At 71.8% G+C, this 22,853-nt stretch carries 15 protein-coding genes; 12 read left to right on the forward strand and 3 right to left on the reverse strand.

Annotated elements, in window-relative coordinates; all coding sequences use genetic code 11:
• Nucleotides 1–9 precede the first annotated feature (9 nt).
• Nucleotides 10–1,014 carry an ABC transporter permease gene (locus QQZ13_RS09515; RefSeq protein WP_284528779.1) on the forward strand — a complete coding sequence of 335 codons (1,005 nt, stop codon included), beginning with the start codon at nucleotides 10–12 and terminating at the stop codon, nucleotides 1,012–1,014.
• 8 nt (nucleotides 1,015–1,022) lie between these two features.
• Nucleotides 1,023–1,970: an ABC transporter permease gene (locus QQZ13_RS09520; RefSeq protein WP_284528780.1), complete on the forward strand. Its 948-nt coding sequence runs from the start codon at nucleotides 1,023–1,025 to the stop codon at nucleotides 1,968–1,970.
• Nucleotides 1,971–2,103: 133 nt separating this feature from the next.
• Here QQZ13_RS09520 and QQZ13_RS09525 read toward each other — a convergent pair whose 3' ends face one another.
• A complete protein-coding gene (locus QQZ13_RS09525; protein ID WP_284528781.1) occupies nucleotides 2,104–3,828 on the reverse strand; it encodes an ABC transporter ATP-binding protein in 1,725 nt (574 codons plus the stop codon).
• A gap of 217 nt (nucleotides 3,829–4,045) precedes the next feature.
• Between QQZ13_RS09525 and QQZ13_RS09530 the strand changes: the two genes are divergently transcribed.
• From QQZ13_RS09530 to QQZ13_RS09540, 3 genes are all read left to right on the forward strand, one after another.
• The gene (locus QQZ13_RS09530; RefSeq protein ID WP_284528782.1) at nucleotides 4,046–4,801 is read left to right on the forward strand and encodes a 5-oxoprolinase subunit PxpA; all 756 of its coding nucleotides are present in this window, start codon (nucleotides 4,046–4,048) and stop codon (nucleotides 4,799–4,801) included.
• Nucleotides 4,795–6,468 (forward strand): urea amidolyase family protein, encoded by a 1,674-nt coding sequence (locus tag QQZ13_RS09535; protein WP_284528783.1) that lies wholly within the window; start codon nucleotides 4,795–4,797, stop codon nucleotides 6,466–6,468. The genes QQZ13_RS09530 and QQZ13_RS09535 overlap by 7 nt, the downstream gene beginning before the upstream one ends.
• 63 nt (nucleotides 6,469–6,531) lie before the next feature.
• Nucleotides 6,532–7,110, forward strand: coding sequence for a hypothetical protein (locus QQZ13_RS09540; protein WP_284528784.1), 579 nt, complete (start codon nucleotides 6,532–6,534; stop codon nucleotides 7,108–7,110).
• A gap of 130 nt (nucleotides 7,111–7,240) precedes the next feature.
• Here QQZ13_RS09540 and QQZ13_RS09545 read toward each other — a convergent pair whose 3' ends face one another.
• Entirely contained in the window at nucleotides 7,241–9,865 is a 2,625-nt protein-coding gene (locus tag QQZ13_RS09545; protein ID WP_284528785.1) for a DUF4062 domain-containing protein, read from the reverse strand.
• Between the two features lie 285 nt (nucleotides 9,866–10,150).
• Here QQZ13_RS09545 and QQZ13_RS09550 point away from each other — a divergent pair, with 285 nt between their 5' ends.
• From QQZ13_RS09550 to QQZ13_RS09560, 3 genes are all read left to right on the forward strand, one after another.
• The gene (locus QQZ13_RS09550) at nucleotides 10,151–13,651 is read left to right on the forward strand and encodes a DNA-directed RNA polymerase subunit beta (protein ID WP_284528786.1); all 3,501 of its coding nucleotides are present in this window, start codon (nucleotides 10,151–10,153) and stop codon (nucleotides 13,649–13,651) included.
• Nucleotides 13,652–13,692: 41 nt separating this feature from the next.
• Nucleotides 13,693–17,568 (forward strand): DNA-directed RNA polymerase subunit beta', encoded by a 3,876-nt coding sequence (gene rpoC / locus QQZ13_RS09555; protein ID WP_284528787.1) that lies wholly within the window; start codon nucleotides 13,693–13,695, stop codon nucleotides 17,566–17,568.
• Between the two features lie 95 nt (nucleotides 17,569–17,663).
• Nucleotides 17,664–18,269, forward strand: a complete 606-nt coding sequence (locus QQZ13_RS09560; protein ID WP_284528788.1) for a hypothetical protein — start codon at nucleotides 17,664–17,666, stop codon at nucleotides 18,267–18,269.
• 31 nt (nucleotides 18,270–18,300) lie between these two features.
• Here QQZ13_RS09560 and QQZ13_RS09565 read toward each other — a convergent pair whose 3' ends face one another.
• A complete protein-coding gene (locus QQZ13_RS09565) occupies nucleotides 18,301–18,963 on the reverse strand; it encodes a DUF3558 family protein (protein WP_284528789.1) in 663 nt (220 codons plus the stop codon).
• Between the two features lie 133 nt (nucleotides 18,964–19,096).
• Here QQZ13_RS09565 and QQZ13_RS09570 point away from each other — a divergent pair, with 133 nt between their 5' ends.
• From QQZ13_RS09570 to QQZ13_RS09585, 4 genes are all read left to right on the forward strand, one after another.
• A complete protein-coding gene (locus tag QQZ13_RS09570; RefSeq protein WP_284528790.1) occupies nucleotides 19,097–19,999 on the forward strand; it encodes an ABC transporter in 903 nt (300 codons plus the stop codon).
• Nucleotides 20,000–20,015: 16 nt separating this feature from the next.
• Complete coding sequence (locus tag QQZ13_RS09575) at nucleotides 20,016–20,507, forward strand: DUF6121 family protein (RefSeq protein WP_284528791.1); 492 nt, start codon at nucleotides 20,016–20,018, stop codon at nucleotides 20,505–20,507.
• Between the two features lie 65 nt (nucleotides 20,508–20,572).
• A complete protein-coding gene (locus tag QQZ13_RS09580) occupies nucleotides 20,573–21,238 on the forward strand; it encodes a spermidine/putrescine ABC transporter substrate-binding protein (protein ID WP_284528792.1) in 666 nt (221 codons plus the stop codon).
• Between the two features lie 72 nt (nucleotides 21,239–21,310).
• The gene (locus QQZ13_RS09585) at nucleotides 21,311–22,813 is read left to right on the forward strand and encodes an FHA domain-containing protein (RefSeq protein WP_284528793.1); all 1,503 of its coding nucleotides are present in this window, start codon (nucleotides 21,311–21,313) and stop codon (nucleotides 22,811–22,813) included.
• Nucleotides 22,814–22,853: the final 40 nt, after the last annotated feature.

Here is a 22,853-nt window from a genome sequence, read left to right on the forward strand (position 1 = left end):
TCGCATCCCGTGCTACGCACCATCGGTCGGCGCATCCTGCTGGTGATCCCCACCCTTCTCGGGCTCACCATCCTGCTGTTCTTCTGGGTCCGCGCCCTGCCCGGCGGACCGGCCGTCGCCCTCCTGGGCGAGCGGGCGACACCCGAGGCCGTCGCGGAGATCAACCGCCTCTACGGCTTCGACCGCCCGCTGGTCGAGCAGTACATCACCTGGCTCGGTCGCCTGCTGCAGGGCGACTTCGGCAGCTCGATCCAGACCGGACGCCCGGTGATCGAGGAGTTCGCCCGGCGCTTCCCGGCGACCATCGAGCTGTCGATCGCGGCCATGATCATCGCCGTGGGCATCGGTGTGCCGCTGGGCTACTGGGCCGCGCGCCGCCACGGCAAGTGGAGCGACCACGGCGCGGTCGCCCTCAGCCTCGTGGGCATCACCATCCCGGTGTTCTTCCTGGCGTTCATCCTCAAGTACGTCTTCGCGGTCCAGCTCGGCTGGCTCCCCTCCGACGGGCGCCAGGACGCGCGGATGGATGCCACGCACTACACGAACTTCTACGTGCTCGACGGCCTGCTGACGGGCGAGTTCGACGCCGCGTGGGATGCCGTGCTGCACCTCATCCTGCCCGCCGTCGCGCTGGGGACCATCCCGCTGGCGATCATCGTCCGCATCACCCGGGCCTCGGTGCTCGAGGTGCAGAACGCGGACTACGTGCGCACCGGCATGGCCAAGGGCATCTCGCGCCAGACGCTGCGGAGCCGCTTCATCCTCCGCAACGCCATGCTGCCCGTGGTGACGACGATCGGCCTCCAGACGGGCCTGCTGATCTCGGGCGCCGTCCTCACCGAGACCGTGTTCGCCTTCCCGGGCATCGGCTCGTTCCTCGCGCGGGCGATCTTCACCCGTGACTTCCCCGTGCTCCAGGGGTTCATCCTCTTCATCGCCGTGCTGTACGCCCTCATCAACCTGCTGGTGGACGTGTCGTACAGCCTCATCGACCCGAGAGTGAGGGTCCAGTGACTTCCGCGATGCTCCCGCCCGCCCCCGGCGGCGGACCGGCCGACGACACGGCCGCGCAGCTGCTCGCCACCTCGACCGCCGGGCAGAAGGGCGGTTTCTGGCGCGACGTGTTCGCCCGCCTGCGTCACAACCCGTCGGCCTGGATCGGCGCGATCATCGTGCTGCTCTTCCTGCTCGTGGCCGCCCTGGCGCCGCTGCTGGCGCCCTACGGCCCGACCGAGCTGCCGGGCCAGCGGTACATCACCCCGACGCACATCCCGGGTCCCGGCGAGCTCGCCGAGTTCCCGCTGGGGCTCGACCGGTTCGGCGGCGACGTGCTGTCCAAGCTCATCTGGGGCGCCCAGGCGTCGCTGATGATCGGGGTCATCTCGACGGCGCTCGGGCTCCTGGGCGGCATGCTGCTGGGCCTGCTGTCGGGCATGTTCGGCGGCTGGGTCGACAACGTCATCATGCGCTTCGTCGACATCCTGCTCTCGGTGCCGAACCTGCTGCTGGCGGTCTCCATCGCCGCGATCCTCGGCCAGTCCCAGACGGCGGTCATGATCGCCATCGGAGCCTCGCAGGTGCCCGTGTTCGCGCGGCTGCTGCGTGCGTCGATGCTGCAGCAGCGCTCGGCCGACTACGTCCTGTCCGCGCAGACGCTCGGCCTCGGCCGCGGCAAGATCACGATGAGCCACGTCCTGCCGAACTCCGTCGGACCCGTCATCGTGCAGGGCACGCTGTCGCTGGCCACCGCGGTGATCGACGCGGCGGCGCTGTCGTTCCTGGGTCTCGGCGGCGGACTGCCGCAGACGGCGGAGTGGGGGCGCATGCTCACCTACGCGCAGGCGGAGCTGGCGATCGCGCCGTGGCTCGCGTTCCTCCCCGGCATCTGCATCTCGATCACCGCGCTCGGCTTCACCCTGCTGGGCGAGGCGCTGCGCGAGGCGATGGATCCCCGCACCCGCGCCCGCTGACGCCCCCGCGGCGTCGGCCCTGCTCTCCACGCCGAGCCGACAACATTCGCGCGAGCCGACACGTCGCGTACCGCACGCAGCGTGTCGGCTCGGCGAGAGCGTGTCGGCTCGGTGAAGCGGCGGCGTCGCCGGTTCAGACGGCGATGTCGAGCTCGTTGCCGGGGATGGATGCCAGCAGGCGACGCGTGTACGGGTCGCGAGGGTTCGTGAAGATCTCCTCGCTGGAGGCCGCCTCCACGAGCCGGCCGTCCTTCATGACGCAGACGTAGTCGCTGATGAGGCGCACGACGGCGAGGTCGTGCGAGATGAAGAGGTAGCTGAGGCCGTACTCGGACTGCAGATCGCGCAGCAGCGTGAGGATCTGGTCCTGCACGAGCACGTCCAGCGCCGACACCGGCTCGTCGCACACGATCAGCTCGGGGTTCAGGGCCAGCGCCCGCGCGATCGCGACGCGCTGACGCTGCCCGCCCGACAGCTCCGACGGGTAGCGGCGGAGCATCGTCTGCGGCAGGGCCACGTCGTCGAGGAGCTTGCGGACGCGCGCGTCGCGGTCCTTCGCGGAGCCGCGCTTGTAGAAGTCGAGCGGCTCGGAGATGATCCGCTCGATCGTGAACATCGGGTTCAGCGACGAGTACGGGTCCTGGAAGATGGGCTGCACCTTCTGGCGGAAGTCCCGCAGCGCCCGGCCCTTCAGTCCCACGACGTCCTGACCCTCGAAGCGGAGCGACCCGGACGTCGGCTCGACGACCTTCAGCAGCATGCGTGCCGTGGTGGTCTTGCCCGATCCTGACTCGCCGACGATCGCGACCGTCTCGCCGCGTGGGATGGCGAAGGACACGTTCGACACCGCCGCGAAGTCCTCCTTCTTCCCGCGGATCCGATACACCTTCGTGAGGTCCTCGACCTCCACGATGTTGTCGCGCGCTGCCGGCGAAGCTGCCGGTGCCGGTGCCTCCGCGGGCTCGGTGACGGCGACGGGGACAGCCGTGGGGGCGGTCGCGGGGCGGGTGAAGACCTCGGGACGCAGCCGGGCGACCGCGACCGAGGGCGCGGCCTGGACGAGGGCCTGGGTGTACGCGTGCTGCGGGTCCTCGAGGATCTGCCGCGCCGGGCCCTGCTCGACGATCCGGCCGCGGTGCATGACGATCACGCGCGCGGCGCGCTCGGCCGCGAGACCCAGGTCGTGCGTGATGAGGAGCACCGAGGTGCCGAGGTCGCTCGTCATGCGGTCGAGCTGATCGAGGATCGTCTTCTGCACGGTGACGTCGAGGGCGCTGGTGGGCTCGTCGGCGATCAGCAGACGCGGGTTGCAGGCGAGGCCGATCGCGATCAGGGCCCGCTGACGCATGCCGCCGGAGAATTCGTGGGGATACTGCTTCGCCCGCTCCTCCGCATCCGGCAGTCCCGCCGCCGCGAGGGTCTCGACGACCTTGCGGTCGACGTCCTTGGGCGTGGCCAGCCCGTGCGCCAGGAGGGTCTCGGCCACCTGCGTGCCGATCTTGGACACCGGGTTCAGATTGGACATCGGGTCCTGCGGGACGAGTCCGATCTGCGCGCCGCGCACCTTGCGCATCCGCGACTCGGACGCTCCGACGAGCTCCTGTCCGTCGAGGGTGATGCTGCCGCGCACGACCTTGCCGTTGCCGGGGAGCAGCCCGATGACGGCCATCGCGCTCGTGGACTTGCCGGAGCCGGACTCACCCACGATCGCCACGGTCTCGCCCGGGGCGATCTCGAGGTCGACGCCTTCGACGGCGTGGACGACTCCGCCGACGGTGCGGAAGTCGACCGCCATGTCTCGGACCTGGAGGAGCGGCGTCGCTGCCGCGTGGTGCGCCGGGCGCGTCTGGAGGGGCATGCGACCATCCTGCCCCGCCGCCGTCCGCGACGCACGGCGGTGGGCGCGGTCTTTACGCAGTCGTAACGCGCGGCGGCCATCAGCGACCGGGTGCGGGACTCCGCGTGTGCACAACTCCGGAGACCCGGCCGCCCGAGGCCGTGCCGGGGCCTCCGGAGGGGCATACGGTGTCGGATTTCCGGAGTTGTGAACACGGCGACGCCGGTACCGTGGCGGTATGACGGCCATCGACCTCAACGCGGACCTCGGCGAGACCGTCGACGGCGTGCCGACGGCCGACGACGAGGCGATGTTCGCGGTCATCTCCAGCGCATCGGTCGCGTGCGGCGGCCACGCGGGGGACGCGGCGTCGATGCGCGAGGCCGTCGCCCGCGCCGCGGTCCACGGCGTCGCGGTGGGCGCGCACCCGTCCTACGTCGATCCCGCCGGGTTCGGTCGCGTCGCGCTCGCCGTGGAGCCCGCGACGCTGCGCGCGCAGGTGCGTGGCCAGCTGGAGGCGCTCGTGCATGCCGGGGGAGCGCTCCGCTACGTCAAGCCCCACGGGGCGCTCTATCACGCGGTCTCCGCCGATGCCGCCGTCGCCGGCGCGGTCGTGTCGGCGATCGCCGACGTGTCCGCGGCCCTCGGTCGGGCGCTTCCGGTGCTCGGGCTCGACGGCGCCGTGGTGCGGGCGGCGGAGTCGGCCGGGCTGCCGTTCGTGCGGGAGGCGTTCCTCGACCGCGGCTACCTGCCGGACGGGCGGCTCGTCCCGCGCTCGGCGCCGGGCGCGCTCCTGCACGACCCCGACCTCGTCGCCGCCCGGGCGGTGCGTCTCGCGCGCGACGGCGAGGTGGAGGCCGTCGACGGCACGGTGGTGCGCGCCGATGCGGTCTCGCTGTGCCTCCACGGCGATTCGCCCGGCGCCGTCGCGATGGCCCGTGCGGTGCGCGCGGCGCTCGATGCCGCAGGCGTCGGGGTGGCCGCGCCGTGGTGAGGCTCCTTCCCTTCGGCGAGCGCGCGGTGCTCGCCGAGGCCGGCTCGCTGGCAGAGGTGCTCGGCCTCCGGGCCGCGCTGGCCGCATCCCGCCCCGACGGCGTCGTCGACCTGGTTCCCGCGGCCCGGACCGTGCTCGTGCGGGTGGATTCGCGCCTGCTGCCGGTCGCGGCCGCGCGGGCCTGGATCGAGCGCGCCGCGGCGGGCCCGACGGCCGGGGCCGCCGCGTCGGCCGATGCCGTCGTGGAGCTCCCGATCCGCTACGACGGCGACGACCTCGCCGCTGTCGCCGCGCACCTGGGAGTCACCCCCGACGAGGTGGCGACCCGCCACGCCGCCGCCGAGTGGACGGTCGCCTTCACGGGCTTCGCGCCGGGCTTCGGCTACCTCGTGAGCGAGGACTGGCCGTTCGATGTGCCGCGGCGGTCCTCGCCGCGCACGCGCGTCCCCACCGGCGCGGTGGGACTGGCCGGCGAGTTCACCGGGGCGTATCCGCGGGAGACGCCCGGCGGGTGGCAGCTGATCGGGACGACGACGGCGCCGCTGTTCGATGCCGCCGCGGAGACCCCCGCGCTGCTGACCCCGGGCACGCGCGTGCGGTTCGCGCCGACCGCGCCCGCTCCGGAAGACGCGGCCGACGCGGAGGCGGGTCGCGACCGACCCGGCGACGAGCCCGCCGCCGCGCGGACCGCCGCGCCGACCGCCGCGAGCGCCGCCGCGCCGACGGCCGCGAGCGCCGCCGCGCCAAGCGCCGCGAGCGCCGCCGAGCCGACCGTCGCGAGCGCCGCCGCGCCGACCGCCGCGAGCGCCGCCGTGCGGGTCGTCGATCCGGGTCTCCGTGCCACCCTGCAGGACCAGGGTCGTGCCGGGCATGCGGCGGCGGGAGTGGCCGCCTCGGGTGCCGCCGACCGCGCCGCGCTGCGCACGGCCCAGCGCCTGGTCGGCACGGCGGAGGACGCCGCGGGCATCGAGATCGTCATGGGCGGATTCCGCGCGGTCGCCCTCGTCGACCTGTGGTTCGCGGTGACCGGCGCCTGGGGGCCGATCCGGATCGACGGCCGCCTCGTCGACCCGTACACCGCGCAGCGCTGGCCGGCGGGCGGGGAACTGCACGTGGACCGGTTCGACCACGGCGTGCACGGCTACCTCGCCGTGCGGGGCGGGTGGGATGTCCCCCGCGTCATCGGCTCGCGCTCGACCGACACGCTGGCGGGGATCGGGCCCGCACCGCTGGCCGCCGGCGACACGCTCGCGGTGGGCGCGGACGACATCGCCGCCGTCCCCGCCGACGACCTCCACCCGTGGGGAGCCCCCGCCGACGACGCGATCGAGGTCGGCCTCGCGCCCGGACCCCGCGCCGACTGGTTCGCCGCCGATGCGGTGCCCCTGCTGTTCGAGTCGGTGTGGACCGTGTCGGGCGACGCCGATCGCGTCGGCGTCCGGCTGGACGGTCCCGTGCTGCAGCGCAGCCGCGAGGGGGAGCTGCCCAGCGAGGGGATGGTGCCGGGGGCGATCCAGGTGCCGCCGTCCGGGCAGCCGGTGATCCTCGGTCCCGACGGTCCGGTCACCGGGGGCTATCCGGTGATCGCCGTGGTCGTCGACGCGTCGCGGGACGCGCTCGCGCAGGCCCGGCCGGGCACCCGGATCCGGTTCCGGCACGCGCGCTGACGCATCCCGGTGCCCGCGTCAACGGGTTGCGCCGGATCCGCGCCGCCCTCCTAGAGTGGCTGCATGTCGCGCACACGGAGTTCCGCCCTCATCCTCGCCGCCGCCGTCCTGCTCGCGGGCTGCACCGCGACGACCGAACCGGGCTCCGACCCGCAGCCGGCGGCCTCCACGCCTGCGGCTCCGGCCGCCGAACCCGCCGCGGGCGACACGATCAGCGGCACCGGCTACACCTACGCGGTCCCCGAGGACTGGGGCGACCCTGGTCCCGTCGAGGGCTTCGACCCCGACAGCTTCGCGGCCGACCTGGACGACCAGGACGGCTTCGCCGACAACGTGAACGTGATCCTCTCGCCCGCCGGGCGGGTCGAGCTCGATCAGGTCGAGAGCGCCGGCCCGGGCGAGCTCGAGGGCGGCGGCGCCGCCGACGTGGTCGTCGAGCCGCGGCTGACGGTCGCGGGCGCCGAGGCGGCGCACATCTCCGCGGGCCTGGCCTCGGAGGGCACCGAGTACCTGATCGAGCAGTTCTACCTCAACAGCGAGGACCAGACGTTCATCGTCACGTTCTCCTTCAGCCCGGACGTCGCCGACGCCGACCGGCAGGCCGTGACCGACGCCGTCCTGGCGTCCTGGACCTGGACCTGATCCCGAACCGACACCCTTTCGCCGAGCCGACACGTCCCGACCGCACGGGGCGTGTCGGCTCGTCGTTTTCGTGTCGGCTCGGCGGCGCCAGCGGCGGCGGCAGCGGCGGCGGCGGGGCGGCGGCGGGGCGTCACCAGTGGGCGAGCGCGTCGGCGGCGGCGGCGCCCTCGGTCTCGGGGAGGGCCCGCGAGACCGCCTCGGCGAGGGTGAGCATGCGGCCGCGCGCCTCTCCGGCGGCGACCTGCTCCGGATGCCGTGAGCGCACCTCGTCCAGCGACAGCGCGTGGACGGTGAACGCCTCGACGTCGAAGACGCCCACGCGGTGGCGGATGGCGGCGGCCGCGGCGGAGAGCTCCCCGGCGCGCTCGGCGTCGTCCCGGGCGGCGGCGACCGCGCACAGGCCCTCCAGGCCGTAGGCGACCCCTTCTTCGTGGTGGAGTCGGACCGACTGCATGAGAGTGGTGACGAACACGTCCTCGGCCTCGTCGACCGCGCCGCGGACGATGAGCAGGCGGCCCCGCTGGTTGCCCGCGATCGACAGGGTGAACCGGTCGCCGTTGGTCTCGGCGATCGCCGAGGCGCGCTCCAGGTGCGCGAGCGCGTCGTCGATCGATCCCCGCAGCCACGCGACGCGTCCGAGCGAGACGCGCGTGATCGCCTCGGCCCACGGGTTCCCGACCTTCTGCAGGCGCTCCACCGCGTCGCGCAGCTCGCGCTCCGCGAGATCGATGTCGGGATCCGGGAGCTGCACGCGGGCGGTGGCGCGCGCGGCGAACGCCATCGCGGAGGCGTCGTCGTCGCCGCTCTCGGCGAACAGCCGTGCGACCTCGCCCAGGCCGGCGACCACCTCCTGCGCCGGGCGCTGCCACAGCTCGCCCCACAGCGCGAAGAACCATGCGGTGGCGCGCGAGCGCTGGGTGATCGGCTCGTCCTTGGCGAGCAGCTCCAGCATCCAGACCCGGACGCCGCCGAAGAGCCCCATGATCCACCAGTAGATGAGCATCTCCCACGCGAAGTCGGCGGCGTCGTCGAGCCGGCCGGTGTAGACGAGGTGGCGGATCGCGGCGCGCAGGTTCGCCAGCTGGAGCCCGAGCTCGGGCAGCACGGCCGCCTGCCCCGTGCCGCGCAGCTGAGGCGCCAGTCGCTGCACGAGCAGGTGGTAGTAGTCGGCGTGCGCGGCGCGCATGAGGTCGGCCTCGCCCCGCTCCTTCAGGCGTCCTATCGCGTACTCGCGCACGATCGCCAGCAGCGACAGCACCCCTCGCCCCGCGACGTCGGTCTGCTTCACGAGCGATGCGTCCACCAGGGCGCCGAGCGCCTCGAGCGCCTCGCCGCCCCAGGTGCGCCCGGCGCCGAGCGCCTCGACGGCGTCGAAGGTGAAGCGCTCCGCGAACACGCCCAGATCCTCGAGCATCTCCCGCTGCGGCGGGGTGAGGAGGCTGACGCTCCACTGCAGCGTCGCCCGCATCGTCCGGTGACGCTCCGGCAGGTCGCGCACCGCGGCGGTCAGCAGCGGGAGCGCCTGGCCGAGCCGCTCGGCGATGGTCTGCGGCGACAGCATCCGCGCCTTGGCCGCCGCCAGCTCGATGGCGAGGGGAAGACCCTCGAGGCGGCGGCAGATGTCCATCACCGCGCCCGCGTTGTCGGCGGTGAGGACGAAGCCCGGCGCCGCGGCGACGGCCCGGTCGACGAACAGCGCGCACGCGCTGGACATGCCCGCGCGCTCCAGCGTGGCGGGTGCCCCGTCGGCGGGGGCCACCAGCGGCGGCACCTCGAAGACGCGCTCGCCGCGGATGCGCAGCACGATCCGGCTGGTGACGAGGAAGCGCGCCAGCGGGGCGACGGTGAACAGGCGCACGAGCACGGGGGCGGCATCGACGATCTGCTCGAAGTTGTCGAGGACGAGCAGCACCCGCCGTCCGGCCAGCGCCAGGGACAGGCGCTCCTCCAGTGCCGCCTCGCCGTTGTCGCGGATGCCGAGCGCGTACGCGATCGTCGGCAGGAGCAGCGCCGGCTCGAGGACGTTCTCGAGGGCGATGAAGTAGGTGCCGTCGGGGAAGAGGTCGTCGACGGCGAGAGCGGACTCGATCGCCAGCCGGCTCTTGCCGATCCCGCCGGGCCCGATGAGGCTGATCACCCGGTCCTCGGCACGCTCGAGCAGGTCGCGGACGGCGGCGATGTCCCCCTCGCGGCCGATCGTGCGCGTGTACGGGACGGGGACCCGCGCGGCCAGCGAGGTCGCGGGGGCGCCGGGAGCGGACGCGGGGGCGCGCGACTGGTCGAAGCGCTCCGCGAGCAGGGTGGCGAGGTCCTCGGCGATGCGGGCCGCGAGGTCCTCGGGCGCGTCGAAGGAGAGGTAGGCGGCGGTGTCGTCCGTGCGGATGCGGTCGATCAGGGCCTCCAGCCGCTCCTCCCGCTCGCTGCCGCTCTTGAGATAGATGAGCTTGGGCATCCCGGGCGGCGCGAGGCGGTACTCGTCCTCCAGGCCGGAGATCTCCTCGCCGGGGGCCACCCAGCCGTAGCTGGCTCCGTAGATGCCGACGAAGACGTCGCTCTGGGCGAGGTAGGAGCGGTACAGCGCCCGCGGCGGATGCGGACGGGCGCCGAGCTCGAACATCACCGGGGCCAGTCGCAGGCCCTCGATGGCGGCACGAGCCGCGCGACGCTCGTCGGCGAGCTCGCGCAGGGTGGAACTGACGAAGACCCGGATCCGCTGGTCGGGTGTGCGGATGACGGGTTCGGCGACCCCGGTCATGACGACATCATGGCGTGCGATGCGGCGCGCCACCAGATTCCCGACGCGATTTCGCGCGTTTATACCGCAGCATCCGACCCTCGTCAAGAATCCGACTGGACACGGCGTGCCGCGCGGCCTATAGTAGGTAGTTGCGCTCCCTTCCGCATGCCCTCATATGGTGGTCGGCTTGTGCCCGCATCCCCGTCGCCCCGCGACGGCGCGCGTGGCAGGTTTCGGATCGGGAAGCGTTTCACCTGACGACAAGGAAAACCCGCCCTGCCCGGGCTCACGGAGGTAATCCCCTTGGCTGCTGCGCGCAACGCAACCAATTCCACCACCACCCCGAAGAACGGTCGCGGAGCATCCCGCCTCTCGTTCGCCAAGATCTCCGACACGCTGACGGTCCCCGACCTTCTCGCGCTGCAGACGGAGTCGTTCGACTGGCTCGTCGGCAACGAGGCCTGGAAGGCCCGGGTCGCCGAGGCCCAGGCCGCCGGTCGCACCGACGTCCCTGCCACGAGCGGCCTCGAGGAGATCTTCGAGGAGATCTCGCCCATCGAGGACCTCGGCGAGACGATGCAGCTCTCGTTCACGAACCCGTACCTCGAGCCCGAGAAGTACTCGATCGAGGAGTGCAAGGAGCGCGGCAAGACCTACGCCGCCCCGCTGTACGTCGAGGCCGAGTTCATGAACCACCTCACCGGTGAGATCAAGACCCAGACGGTCTTCATGGGCGACTTCCCGCTCCAGACCGGCAAGGGCACGTTCATCATCAACGGCACCGAGCGTGTCGTCGTCTCGCAGCTGGTGCGCTCGCCGGGCGTCTACTTCGACAAGACGCCCGACAAGACCTCCGACAAGGACATCGTCTCGGCGCGCGTCATCCCGAGCCGCGGCGCCTGGCTCGAGTTCGAGATCGACAAGCGCGACCAGGTCGGCGTGCGCATCGACCGCAAGCGCAAGCAGTCCGTCACCGTCTTCCTCAAGGCCCTGGGCCTGTCGAGCGAGGACATCCTGAACGAGTTCGCCGGCTACGAGTCGATCGAGGACACGCTCAGCAAGGACACGATCCTCACCAAGGAGGACGCGCTCCGCGACATCTACCGCAAGCTCCGTCCGGGCGAGCAGGTGGCCGCCGAGGCCGCCCGCGCGCTGCTGGACAACTTCTACTTCAACCCGAAGCGGTACGACCTCGCCAAGGTGGGTCGCTACAAGATCAACCAGAAGCTCGGCCTCGACGCGGCCCCGAGCGACTCGGTGCTGACCGTCGCCGACATCGTCGCGACGATCAAGTACCTCGTCGCCCTCCACCGCGGCGACGCGACGCTGCCCGGCATCCGCGACGGCAAGCCCGCCGAGATCCGCCTCGACGTCGACGACATCGACAACTTCGGCAACCGCCGCATCCGCGCGGTCGGCGAGCTCATCCAGAACCAGGTCCGCACCGGACTGTCGCGCATGGAGCGCGTCGTCCGCGAGCGCATGACCACGCAGGACATCGAGGCGATCACGCCCCAGACCCTGATCAACGTCCGCCCCGTGGTGGCCGCGATCAAGGAGTTCTTCGGCACCTCGCAGCTGTCGCAGTTCATGGACCAGAACAACCCGCTGGCCGGCCTGACGCACAAGCGTCGCCTGTCGGCGCTGGGCCCCGGCGGTCTGTCGCGCGAGCGCGCCGGCGTCGAGGTCCGCGACGTCCACCCGTCGCACTACGGCCGCATGTGCCCGATCGAGACGCCCGAAGGCCCGAACATCGGTCTGATCGGCTCGCTCGCCTCGTTCGCCCGCATCAACGCGTTCGGCTTCATCGAGACGCCGTACCGTCGCGTGGTCGACGGCAAGGTCACCGACCAGATCGACTACCTGACCGCCTCGCAGGAGAGCGACTACATCGTCGCGCAGGCCGGCGTCGAGCTGAAGGCCGACGGCTCGTTCGCCAACGACCGCGTCCTCGCCCGCCGCGGCCAGGGCGGCGAGGTCGACCTGTTCCACGCCGAGGAGATCGGCTACATGGACGTCTCGCCGCGCCAGATGGTGTCGGTGGCGACCTCGCTCATCCCCTTCCTCGAGCACGACGACGCGAACCGCGCCCTCATGGGTGCGAACATGCAGCGTCAGGCCGTGCCGCTGCTGCGCAGCGACTCGCCCGTGGTCGGCACCGGTATGGAGGGCTACGCAGCCGTCGACGCCGGTGACGTCATCACCGCGCAGAAGGCCGGTGTGGTCGCCGAGGTCTCGGCCGACGTCGTCACCGTCCAGCTCGACGAGGGCGGCACGCAGGACTACTTCCTGCGCAAGTTCGACCGCTCCAACCAGGGCACGAGCTACAACCAGCGCGTCGTGGTCTCGGCCGGCGACCGCGTCGAGGTCGGCGAGGTCATCGCCGACGGACCGGCGACGGAGAACGGCGAGCTCGCGCTCGGCAAGAACCTCCTCGTCGCGTTCATGACGTGGGAGGGTCACAACTTCGAGGACGCGATCATCCTCAGCCAGGACCTCGTCAAGAACGACACCCTCTCCTCGATCCACATCGAGGAGTACGAGGTCGACGCGCGCGACACCAAGCTCGGCAAGGAGGAGATCACCCGTGACCTCCCCAACGTCAGCCCCGACCTGCTGAAGGACCTCGACGAGCGCGGCATCGTCCGCATCGGCGCCGAGGTCCGCCCCGGCGACATCCTCGTCGGCAAGGTCACGCCCAAGGGCGAGACCGAGCTGAGCGCCGAGGAGCGCCTGCTGCGCGCGATCTTCAACGAGAAGAGCCGCGAGGTCCGCGACACGTCGCTGAAGGTGCCCCACGGTGAGCAGGGCACGATCATCGCGGTCAAGGAGTTCAACGCCGAGGACGGCGACGACGAGCTGGGCTCGGGCGTCAACCGCCGCGTCGTGGTCTACATCGCCCAGAAGCGCAAGATCACCGAGGGCGACAAGCTCGCCGGTCGTCACGGCAACAAGGGCGTCATCGCCAAGATCCTCCCGGTCGAGGACATGCCGTTCCTCGCGGACGGCACGCCGGTCGACGTCGTGCTGAACCCGCTCGGCATCCCGGGCCGCATGAACTTCGGCCAGGTGCTCGAGCTGCACCTCGGCTGGATCGCCATGCAGGGCTGGAAGGTCGAGGGCAACCCGGAGTGGGCGGCGAACCTGCCGAAGGAGGCCTTCGAGGCCCCCGCGGGCACCAAGGTCGCCACCCCGGTGTTCGACGGCGCCTACGAGGCGGAGATCGCGGGTCTGCTCGACTCGACGAACCTCAACCGCGACGGCCAGCGCCTGATCGGCAGCTCGGGCAAGACCCAGCTGTTCGACGGTCGCTCGGGCGAGCCGTTCCCCGCCCCGATCTCGGTCGGCTACATGTACATCCTGAAGCTGCACCACCTCGTGGACGACAAGATCCACGCGCGCTCGACGGGCCCGTACTCGATGATCACCCAGCAGCCGCTCGGTGGTAAGGCGCAGTTCGGCGGTCAGCGCTTCGGTGAGATGGAGGTGTGGGCCCTCGAGGCCTACGGCGCCGCCTACGCGCTGCAGGAGCTCCTGACGATCAAGTCCGACGACATCGTCGGCCGCGTCAAGGTGTACGAGGCGATCGTCAAGGGCGAGAACATCCAGGAGCCCGGCATCCCCGAGTCCTTCAAGGTCCTCATGAAGGAGATGCAGTCGCTCTGCCTGAACGTCGAGGTCCTCTCGGCCGACGGCACGGAGGTCAACCTCCGCGACACCGACGACGAGGCCTTCCGCGCAGCGGAGGAGCTCGGCATCAACATCTCCAGCCGCTTCGAGTCCTCGTCGATCGACGAGATCTGACCCGGCCAGGCAACGAACAGAATTCCGACACAGGAGAATAAGTGCTCGAGTCACACACCTTCGATCAGCTTCGTATTGGCCTGGCCACCGCCGACGACATCCGTCGGTGGTCCTACGGCGAGGTCAAGAAGCCCGAAACCATCAACTACCGCACGCTGAAGCCGGAGAAGGACGGCCTCTTCGGCGAGCAGATCTTCGGGCCCTCCCGCGACTGGGAGTGCGCCTGTGGAAAGTACAAGCGCGTCCGCTTCAAGGGCATCGTCTGCGAGCGCTGCGGCGTGGAGGTCACCAAGTCCTCCGTCCGTCGTGAGCGCATGGGCCACATCGAGCTCGCCGCCCCCGTCACCCACATCTGGTACTTCAAGGGCGTGCCCTCGCGCCTGGGCTACCTGCTGGACATGGCGCCGAAGGACCTCGAGAAGGTCATCTACTTCGCCGCCTACATGGTGATCTCGGTCGACGAGGACGCCCGCCACCGCGACCTGCCGACCCACGAGGCCAACCTGCGCCTCGAGATCAAGAACCTCGGCGACCGCCGCGACGCCCGCGTGGCGGCGCGTCTGGCCAAGCTGGAGGAGGAGCTCGCCGCCCTCGAGGAGGAAGGCGCCAAGGCCGACCAGAAGAAGAAGGTCAAGGACGCCGCCGAGAAGGACATGGCCGGCATCCGCAAGAACTCGGACGAGCAGATCGCCAAGCTCGAGCGCATGTGGGAGGAGTTCCGCACGCTCGAGGTGGGTCAGCTCAAGCAGGAGGACGACGTCTTCCACGAGCTCCAGGACCGCTTCGGCCAGTACTTCGAGGCCTACATGGGTGCGGAGTCGATCCAGCGCCGCCTGCAGGCGTTCGACCTGGCCGCCGAGGCCGAGAGCCTGCACCTGCAGATCTCGGAGGGCAAGGGCCAGCGCAAGATCCGCGCGATCAAGCGCCTCAAGGTCGTCAACTCGTTCCTGTCGACGGGCATGAGCCCCGCCGCCATGGTCCTCGACGTCGTCCCGGTGATCCCGCCGGAGCTGCGCCCGATGGTCCAGCTCGACGGTGGCCGCTTCGCCACGAGCGACCTGAACGACCTGTACCGCCGCGTGATCAACCGCAACAACCGCCTCCGTCGCCTGATCGACCTCGGTGCCCCCGAGATCATCGTCAACAACGAGAAGCGGATGCTCCAGGAGGCCGTCGACGCGCTGTTCGACAACGGTCGCCGCGGCCGCCCCGTCACCGGTACGGGCAACCGTGCGCTCAAGTCGCTGTCCGACATGCTCAAGGGCAAGCAGGGACGCTTCCGTCAGAACCTGCTCGGCAAGCGCGTGGACTACTCGGGCCGTTCGGTCATCATCGTGGGCCCGCAGCTCAAGCTCCACCAGTGCGGTCTGCCCAAGCAGATGGCGCTCGAGCTGTTCAAGCCCTTCGTGATCAAGCGCCTGATCGACCTCGGTCACTCGCAGAACATCAAGGCGGCCAAGCGCGCCGTCGAGCGCACCCGTCCCGAGGTCTGGGACGTGCTCGAGGAGATCATCCGCGAGCGTCCCGTGCTGCTCAACCGTGCGCCCACGCTGCACCGTCTGGGCATCCAGGCGTTCGAGCCGCAGCTCGTCGAGGGCAAGGCCATCCAGCTCCACCCGCTCGTCTGCGCGGCGTTCAACGCCGACTTCGACGGTGACCAGATGGCCGTCCACCTGCCGCTGTCGGTCGAGGCCCAGGCCGAGGCCCGCGTGCTCATGCTCGCGTCGAACAACATCCTCAAGCCGTCCGACGGCCGCCCGGTCACCCTGCCCTCGCAGGACATGATCATCGGCCTGCACCACCTGACCACGGTCATCGAGGGTGCTGCCGGCGAGGGTCGCGTGTTCGGCTCGGTGGGCGAGGCGATCCTGGCCAAGGACGAGGGCACCCTCGACCTGCAGGCCAAGGTCCGCATCCGCATCCCGGGTCTCGCGTTCCTCGAGGGCGAAGCCCCCGAGGGCTACGAGCGCCACGGTCTCGTGGACGCCTCGCTCGGCCAGGCGATCTTCAACGACACGCTCCCCAAGGGCTACCCGTTCGTGCGGGGCCAGGCCGACAAGGGCAAGCTGTCGCAGATCGTCAACAAGCTGGCCGAGGAGTACCCCAAGGTCGAGGTCGCGGCATCGCTGGACCGGATCAAGGACGCCGGCTTCTACTGGGCCACCCGTTCAGGTGTCACGGTGGCGCTGTCCGACATCCTGACGCCCCCGAACAAGGGCGAGATCGTCGCGGGCTACGAGAAGCAGGCCGCGAAGGTCCAGGCGCAGTTCGAGAAGGGTCTCACGACCGACGCCGAGCGTCGCCAGGAGCTCATCAAGATCTGGACCGAGGCGACCGACGCCGTCCAGAAGGCGATGCGCGACAACTTCCCGGCCGAGAACACCATCAACCGCATGGTGAGCTCGGGTGCCCGTGGTAACTGGCTGCAGATCCGCAACATCGCGGGTATGCGAGGCCTGGTGAACAACCCCAAGGGTGAGATCATCCCCCGTCCGATCATCTCCTCGTACCGCGAGGGTCTGTCGGTGGCGGAGTACTTCATCGCGACGCACGGTGCCCGCAAGGGTCTGGCCGACACGGCCCTCCGTACCGCCGACTCGGGGTACCTGACGCGTCGACTCGTCGACGTCTCGCAGGACGTCATCATCCGCGAGGACGACTGCGGCACCTCGAAGGGCCTGGAGTTCACCATCGCCGCGCCCGGCGCCGACGGCACGCTCGTGCGTGACGCCAACGTCGAGAACTCGGTGTTCGCCCGCACGCTCGCGGCCGACGTGGTCGACCCCTCGGGCACGGTGCTGGCCGAGGCCGGCGACGACGTGGGCGACGTGCTCATCGACAAGCTGGTCGAGGGCGGTGTCGAGACCATCAAGGTGCGCTCGGTGCTGACCTGCGACTCGGCCGTCGGCGTCTGCGCGAAGTGCTACGGACGTTCGCTCGCCACCGGCAAGCTCGTCGACATCGGCGAGGCCGTCGGCATCATCGCGGCCCAGTCGATCGGTGAGCCCGGCACGCAGCTGACGATGCGTACCTTCCACACGGGTGGTTCGGCCTCCGCCGACGACATCACCCAGGGTCTGCCCCGCGTCCAGGAGCTGTTCGAGGCGCGCACCCCGAAGGGTGCCTCCCCGATCGCCGAGGCCGACGGTGTCGTCAAGATCGACGAGACCGACAAGGCCAAGAAGGTCATCCTGACGCCCGACAACGGCGACGAGCCGCACGTCTACCCGGTCCTGAAGCGCGCGACGCTCCTGGTCGAGGACGGTCAGCGCGTCACGGTCGGCCAGCCGATCCTCGTCGGAACGCTCGACCCCAAGGAGGTCATGCGCGTGCAGGGTGCCCGCGAGGTGCAGAAGTACCTCGTCGGCGGCGTGCAGGGCGTGTACCGCTCGCAGGGTGTGCCGATCCACGACAAGCACATCGAGGTCATCGTCCGGCAGATGCTGCGGAAGGTCACCGTGGTCGACCACGGCGACACCACGCTGCTGCCGGGTGAGCTCGTCGACTTCAAGAAGTACCAGAGCATCAACCGCGAGGCCGTGGCAGAGGGCAAGCGCCCCGCGTCCGGTCGCCCGGAGCTCATGGGTATCACGAAGGCGTCGCTCGCGACCGAGTCGTGGCTGTCCGCGGCCTCGTTCCAGGAGACGACCCGCGTGCTCACGCAGGCGGCCATGGAGGGCAAGAGCGACCCGCTCGTCGGCCTCAAGGAGAACGTCATCATCGGAAAGCTCATCCCCGCCGGAACGGGACTTGCGAAGTACCGCAACGTCGCCGTCGAGGCGACGGAGGAGGCCAAGAGCGAGCGGTACCCCAACCGCATCTTCGCCTCGGACGGCGCGTACAGCGACGCCGACCTGAGCTACGTCGACTTCGACAGCTTCTCGACGGACGACTTCACGCCCGGCACCTACAACTGACGCAGTCGCGAGCACCGCTCACTGACGGAGTCACGGAAGCCCCGCAGGACGCATGTCCTGCGGGGCTTCCGCCGTTTCCGCCGTACCGTGGGGGCATGGCACGAGTCGGCGGCAGGAGCACGTCCCTGGCGTGGGTGGTGGGTCTCGCCTGCGTCGCGGTCGTGGGCGCTCTGGCGTGGATCGCGGCGCCCCTGCTGCCGGGCACGGTCCAGTTCGTCGGCGACCAGCTGAACCCGCCGACGTCGGGCCCCGCCGCCGGCGACGGGGACGAGGCGTCCTCCGGCGAGATGGGCGAATGCCGCGACCTCTACGCCGACGCGCTGTGGACCGCGCTCGTGTGGACCCCCGACGCCGTGCTCACTCCGTCGACGGACGCCCCGGAGTCCTCTGCATCGGGGCTTCTCGATGCGCTATCGCCGCGGGTCCGGTTCACCTGCTCCTGGACCTCGGCCGAGGGTGCCATCTCGACGACGCTCGCCGACGTCCCCGCCGATGCCGGCGCGATCGCCCGCACGGCGCTGCCGGCACTGGGCTTCGCGTGCGACGCCGTCGACGATCGCACCCGCTGCATCCGCGAGGGCGAGGACGGCGCGCGGGAGACGATCGAGGCCGGGCGCGGGGTCTGGCTCTCGAGCGTGCAGGACGGCTGGCAGCCCGCCGGCTACGCGGAGCGGATCGCCGACCGGGTCTGGACCGACTGAGCCGCGTCCGGGCGTCCCGGGTGCCGGGACGTCAGGGCGTGGGCGTGGGGCGGATGCCGTCGCTCGGCCACATGGCCGCGATGATCGCGTTCGTGTAGCCGGTCGGCGCGAGGTTCGAGTACTGCGTGTCGACGATGATGCCGTCGCGGTAGTAGAGCGTCCGTCCCTGCGTGACGGGGAGGGTCTCGTGCTCCCACGTGCGCTCGCAGCGCACGCCCTCGTCGGGCTCGTAGCAGGTGTATCCCTCGTTGCCGAGTGCGAACAGTGCGTCGGTCGCCTCGCGGTACGGGGCGAACCCGATCACGGTGACCAGCCACGTGCCCGCTGCGCCGGGCTCGCCCCACGCGCACACGCGGCTGCTGTCGGGACGGATGCCGCCACCCATGCCAGGAGCGTTCAGCGGCACCCCCTCGAGCTCGGCCAGCACGCTGTCGGTGAGGATCGCGCGGCAGTCGTCCGGCAGCGGCGTCGTCGACGTGGAGGGTCCGAACGGGAAGTCGGCGAGCACCGGTCCCGTCGGCGTCGGCGTCGCCGACGCGCTCGGCGTCGGGGCCGCGCTGGGCGGCGGCGTCGGGGCGGGGGAGCCGGTGCACGCGGTCAGGAGGATCGACGCCGCGGCGGCGGCCGCCGCGATCGCGCCCGCCCGCGCGCGTCGGCGGGTGGCGGGGCGGGAGGCTGCGGTGTGCGGGAGCATTCGCACACGATACGCACACGGGGACCGTCGAGGGTGCAGACACGTCGGCACGCCTTCGCGCCGTCGCGGATGCCGCGGGTTACGCTCACAGTCGAGCGGTGGCGCGCGCCTCCGCGTGAGGAGCACACCGCACATGAGCGATCCCCGTACCGGCGAGCCCGCAGAGCAGCCGACGCCCGCTGATGAGGCCACGCACGTGGACGACGTCGTCGGCCGCGCCAACGAGGGCCTCGCGGAGGCGGAGGCCGCCTCCCGCGACGCCGTGGCTCCCGAGGAGCTCGCCGCGGCGCACCACGACCTCTCCTACATCGAGGCGGCCGGCCCCGAGCCGGAGCCCGAGACCACCGTCGCCGCCGCGCCCGCCGACACCTCCGCCGACCGCACCGCGGTGATCACCCCGAGCGAGCCGGTCACCGAGCGTGCCGAGCCCGCCGTGGTGGCCGCGCCCGCCCCCGCCGAGCCGGCTCCGCAGCCGATCTTCGTGCAGGCTCCCGAGGCCCCCCGCCCCCGCGGCAACCGCGGCGCCGCCGGCGCGATCGGCCTGCTGGCCGCCCTCGTGTTCGCCCTGCTGTACCTCGCCGCCTCGCTCGGTCTGGGCGCCGCCGCCGGAGACGTCACCGCGGGCAACCTCGCTCAGCAGCTGACCGACGCCGTCACCTCGTGGTGGTTCTGGGTGCCGGTCGCCGTCTTCTTCCTGGGCTTCTGGGTGCTCGGCGCGATCATCAACCGCGGACGCTGGGGCCAGTGGGTCGTGCTGGGCCTGCTCGTCGGCGCCGTCTCGTACGGCGGACACCTGCTGGGCCAGCTGTTCGAGGCGCCGTTCTGGACGCTCACGGCGAGCCAGGGCTCCGCTCTCGTCGAGGACCAGCTGCTCGCGCCGCTGGCCATCGTCGCCTTCATCCTCGGTCGCGAGATCACGATCTGGTTCGGCGCCTGGGTGGCCGCTCGCGGTGCCCGGGTGACCGAGCTGAACAACGAGGCACAGCGCGAGTACGAGCGCACGCTCGAGGCGGGCCCGCAGCTGCACCGGCTGTGAGCGCACCGGCATCCCGATGACCTCCTCGCCGGGTCCGGCCGAGCCGGGTCCGGTGCGTCCGCTCGCCGCGCTCGCCTACGGCACCGCGGGATTCGGGGCGCTGGTGATCGCGGGCTTCGGGCTCACGAGCCTGGTGACCGACACCGAGGTGATCGCGGTGCCGGGGCTCGGTGCGCTTCCGGGGGCGGCCGGCGTCGTCGCGGCTACCGCGGCGTTCGTCGCGGTGACGTGGCTGATCGTCCGATCGGCGCGTCCCTCGTACGGAGCCACGGCGGCCGTGGTCCCCGCCGTGCTCCTGGCGCACCTGGCCGGAGTGTGGCTCGGAGCGATCGTGGTGGGCACTGATCCCGCCCGTGCCGCGGCGGCCGCGGGTGGCTTCGCGATCAGTCCCTTCGCGGCGGTGCTGCTGGCATCCGCCTTCGTCTGCGCCTGGGCCGCGGTCGCACTCGTCCGCACCCGCGCCTCCCGCCCGCGCTGGCCCTGGGAGGGCGAGGACGAGGACGCCTGACCTCCGCCGCGCGCAGGCGACCGCAAATCCCGCGCGAGACGCCCCGACAGGGGACAATGGTGCGCGTGGAGCGGTCGATCGAGACCCAGGTCAGCCAGGCGGTGGACGCCTGGCTGAAGTGGCTGCCCCGGTGGGAGCCGGCCACGCACCGCGGCCGCGTGGCTCCGTGCCGGCGCTGCTTCGGCTCCCCGGTGCTGTCGGCGGCCGGTCTGGGCGCCGACGTGCCGCACGGCGTGCAGCACGGCCTGTCGACCCGGATCAAGACCATCGTCGATCACGCCGTGGCGGAGTACACGTCGCGGAACCTGCCGATGCTCCAGGCGGAGCTCGATCAGCAGGCGGCGCGCAATCGCGCCCGCAGCTACCGTCCGGCCGAGGGCCTCGACCCCGAGTTCGAGGGTCTTCCGCTCGATCCGGAGCCCGTCCCCGGCGCCCCGTTCCTCTTCACGATCTCCGGCCTCGCCGACGAGGAGAACGCCGACATCCCGGCCCTCCCGCCGCTGTCCGACGACGCGAAGGCGGCGCTCCGGCAGGAGGTCGGCCTCGCCGACGACTACGCCAACATGGTCGGCCGCGAGGTGTGCACGATCCTGCTCCATCACCGCCTGCGCATCCAGGCGGCCGTCGGGGAGTACGTCGAGCCGCAGATCGCGGCCATGCTGGACGAGCTCACCAAGTCGCTCGACGCGCCCTTCGACCCCGGAGCGGAGCCGGGGCTTCCCGAGCTCTGACGGTGCGGCAGCCGACGCACCGCCCCGAAATCCAGGCGTGGATCGCGCGGAGCGCCCCATAAGGTGGAGGGCATGAGCGACACGATCGACACTTCGCTGGCGCCCCTGGTGGGTCTGCTGGCCTTCGTCATCGGTATCGCCCTCTACGTGTGGATGTCGCTCGCGCTCTCCGCGATGTTCCGCAAGATGGGCGAGGAGGCCTGGAAGGGCTGGGTGCCGCTGCTCAATCAGGCCACGGTCCTGAAGTGGGGCGGGTTCTCGCCGCTGCTGATCCTCCTGCTGCTCGTGCCCATCGCCGGACCGGTCATCGTGCTGGTGCTGCTGGTGATCTCCGCTCACCGCATCAACCCCGGGTTCGGGTACGGCACCGGCATGACCGTGCTGTCCGCGCTCCTGTTCGTGGTGTGGGCGAGCATCCTGGGATTCGGTCCGGCGCCGTGGCGCGGAGCGCGCCCGTCGGTCGCCCCCGCCTCGGCTCCGCCGTCGTCCGCGGGCATGCCGCCGGCCCCGCCGCGCCCGCCGCTTCCGCCGACCAGCGCCGCGTACGCCGCCGCGGTCCCGGGCGCCGCTGCAGGATTCCCTCCCGTGCCGCCGGTGCCGACCTCCTTCCCGGCGGCGCCGCCCGCGCCCCCGGCGGCGTTCGCCGCCGCCGACCCGCTCGCCGCGCAGCCGGTCGTCCCGCCGGCCCCCGTGCCCGCCGGCTGGGCCCCGCCGCAGCCCGGCGCCGCCTCGCGGGGATCGGCCGACGACGCCGAGCCCGACGTGGCCGCCTGGCCGTCAGAGATCGACGACGTGTCCGCCGTCTCGCCGTCTCCCTTCCCGCCCAGCGCGGCCGCCACGGCCGGCCCCCGCCGGGCCTCGGCCCCCGAGGGGGCGCAGGTCACGCCGCCCGCCCCGGCCGACGAGGTCCCCGGGCTCATCTCCTTCGTCCCGGGCCGCCGCTCCGAGGACGCGGAGCCGGTCACCCGGATGCCGGTGACGGCGCCCATCGAGACGCCGCTGCCCTCGCGGGCGGCCGCCCGCGCCGAGGCGGATGACGCCTTCCCCGAGCTCTCGGGCGAGGTCTCCGCCGTGGTGGGGTCGCCGATCGCGGGCACCCCGCTGTCGGCGCGATCGTCGGTGGCGGCCCAGCAGCGCGCGCAGCAGCACTCCGACCTCCCCGACGCGGCTCCTGCCTCCGCCGTCTCCGACGACGGGCTCCCCGACGAGGACGAGACCGACCAGACGGTGATGGTGAGGCGCAAGAAGATCACGTGGCAGCTGGTCCCGGCCAGCTCGTCGCCGGTGCCGCTCACGGCCGACGTCGTCGTGCTCGGGCGCCGGCCGGCCGCCGATCCGTCGTTCCCGCAGGCGCAGCTGATCGCGGTGCAGGACGACGCGCGCACGGTGTCCAAGACCCACGCCCGCCTGGAGCTGCGCGGCGAGAAGTGGCTCGTGACCGACCTCGGCTCGACCAACGGGGTGCTGGTGCGCACCCTCATGGGCGAGGAGGTCGAGGTCGAGCCCGGCACCGAGCTCGAGGCGGGGGAGCGGTTCTTCCTCGGCGACGAAGAGTTCCACCTCCAGCACGACTGAGACCCCTGGCGACGGACCGTCGCCCGCCCCCCGAGGAGCA

The organism is Microbacterium sp. T2.11-28 (assembly GCF_950097975.1).
Lineage (GTDB): Bacteria > Actinomycetota > Actinomycetes > Actinomycetales > Microbacteriaceae > Microbacterium.

What these genes read in the sequence shown, in the direction of transcription:
- QQZ13_RS09520 (WP_284528780.1), top strand. Translation starts at nt 1,023, where the DNA reads ATGCTCCCGCCCGCCCCCGGCGGCGGACCGGCCGACGACACGGCCGCG.
- QQZ13_RS09525 (WP_284528781.1), bottom strand. Translation starts at nt 3,828, where the DNA reads ATGCCCCTCCAGACGCGCCCGGCGCACCACGCGGCAGCGACGCCGCTC.
- QQZ13_RS09530 (WP_284528782.1), top strand. Translation starts at nt 4,046, where the DNA reads ATGACGGCCATCGACCTCAACGCGGACCTCGGCGAGACCGTCGACGGC.
- QQZ13_RS09540 (WP_284528784.1), top strand. Translation starts at nt 6,532, where the DNA reads ATGTCGCGCACACGGAGTTCCGCCCTCATCCTCGCCGCCGCCGTCCTG.
- QQZ13_RS09545 (WP_284528785.1), bottom strand. Translation starts at nt 9,865, where the DNA reads ATGACCGGGGTCGCCGAACCCGTCATCCGCACACCCGACCAGCGGATC.
- QQZ13_RS09560 (WP_284528788.1), top strand. Translation starts at nt 17,664, where the DNA reads ATGGCACGAGTCGGCGGCAGGAGCACGTCCCTGGCGTGGGTGGTGGGT.
- QQZ13_RS09565 (WP_284528789.1), bottom strand. Translation starts at nt 18,963, where the DNA reads ATGCTCCCGCACACCGCAGCCTCCCGCCCCGCCACCCGCCGACGCGCG.
- QQZ13_RS09570 (WP_284528790.1), top strand. Translation starts at nt 19,097, where the DNA reads ATGAGCGATCCCCGTACCGGCGAGCCCGCAGAGCAGCCGACGCCCGCT.
- QQZ13_RS09575 (WP_284528791.1), top strand. Translation starts at nt 20,016, where the DNA reads ATGACCTCCTCGCCGGGTCCGGCCGAGCCGGGTCCGGTGCGTCCGCTC.
- QQZ13_RS09585 (WP_284528793.1), top strand. Translation starts at nt 21,311, where the DNA reads ATGAGCGACACGATCGACACTTCGCTGGCGCCCCTGGTGGGTCTGCTG.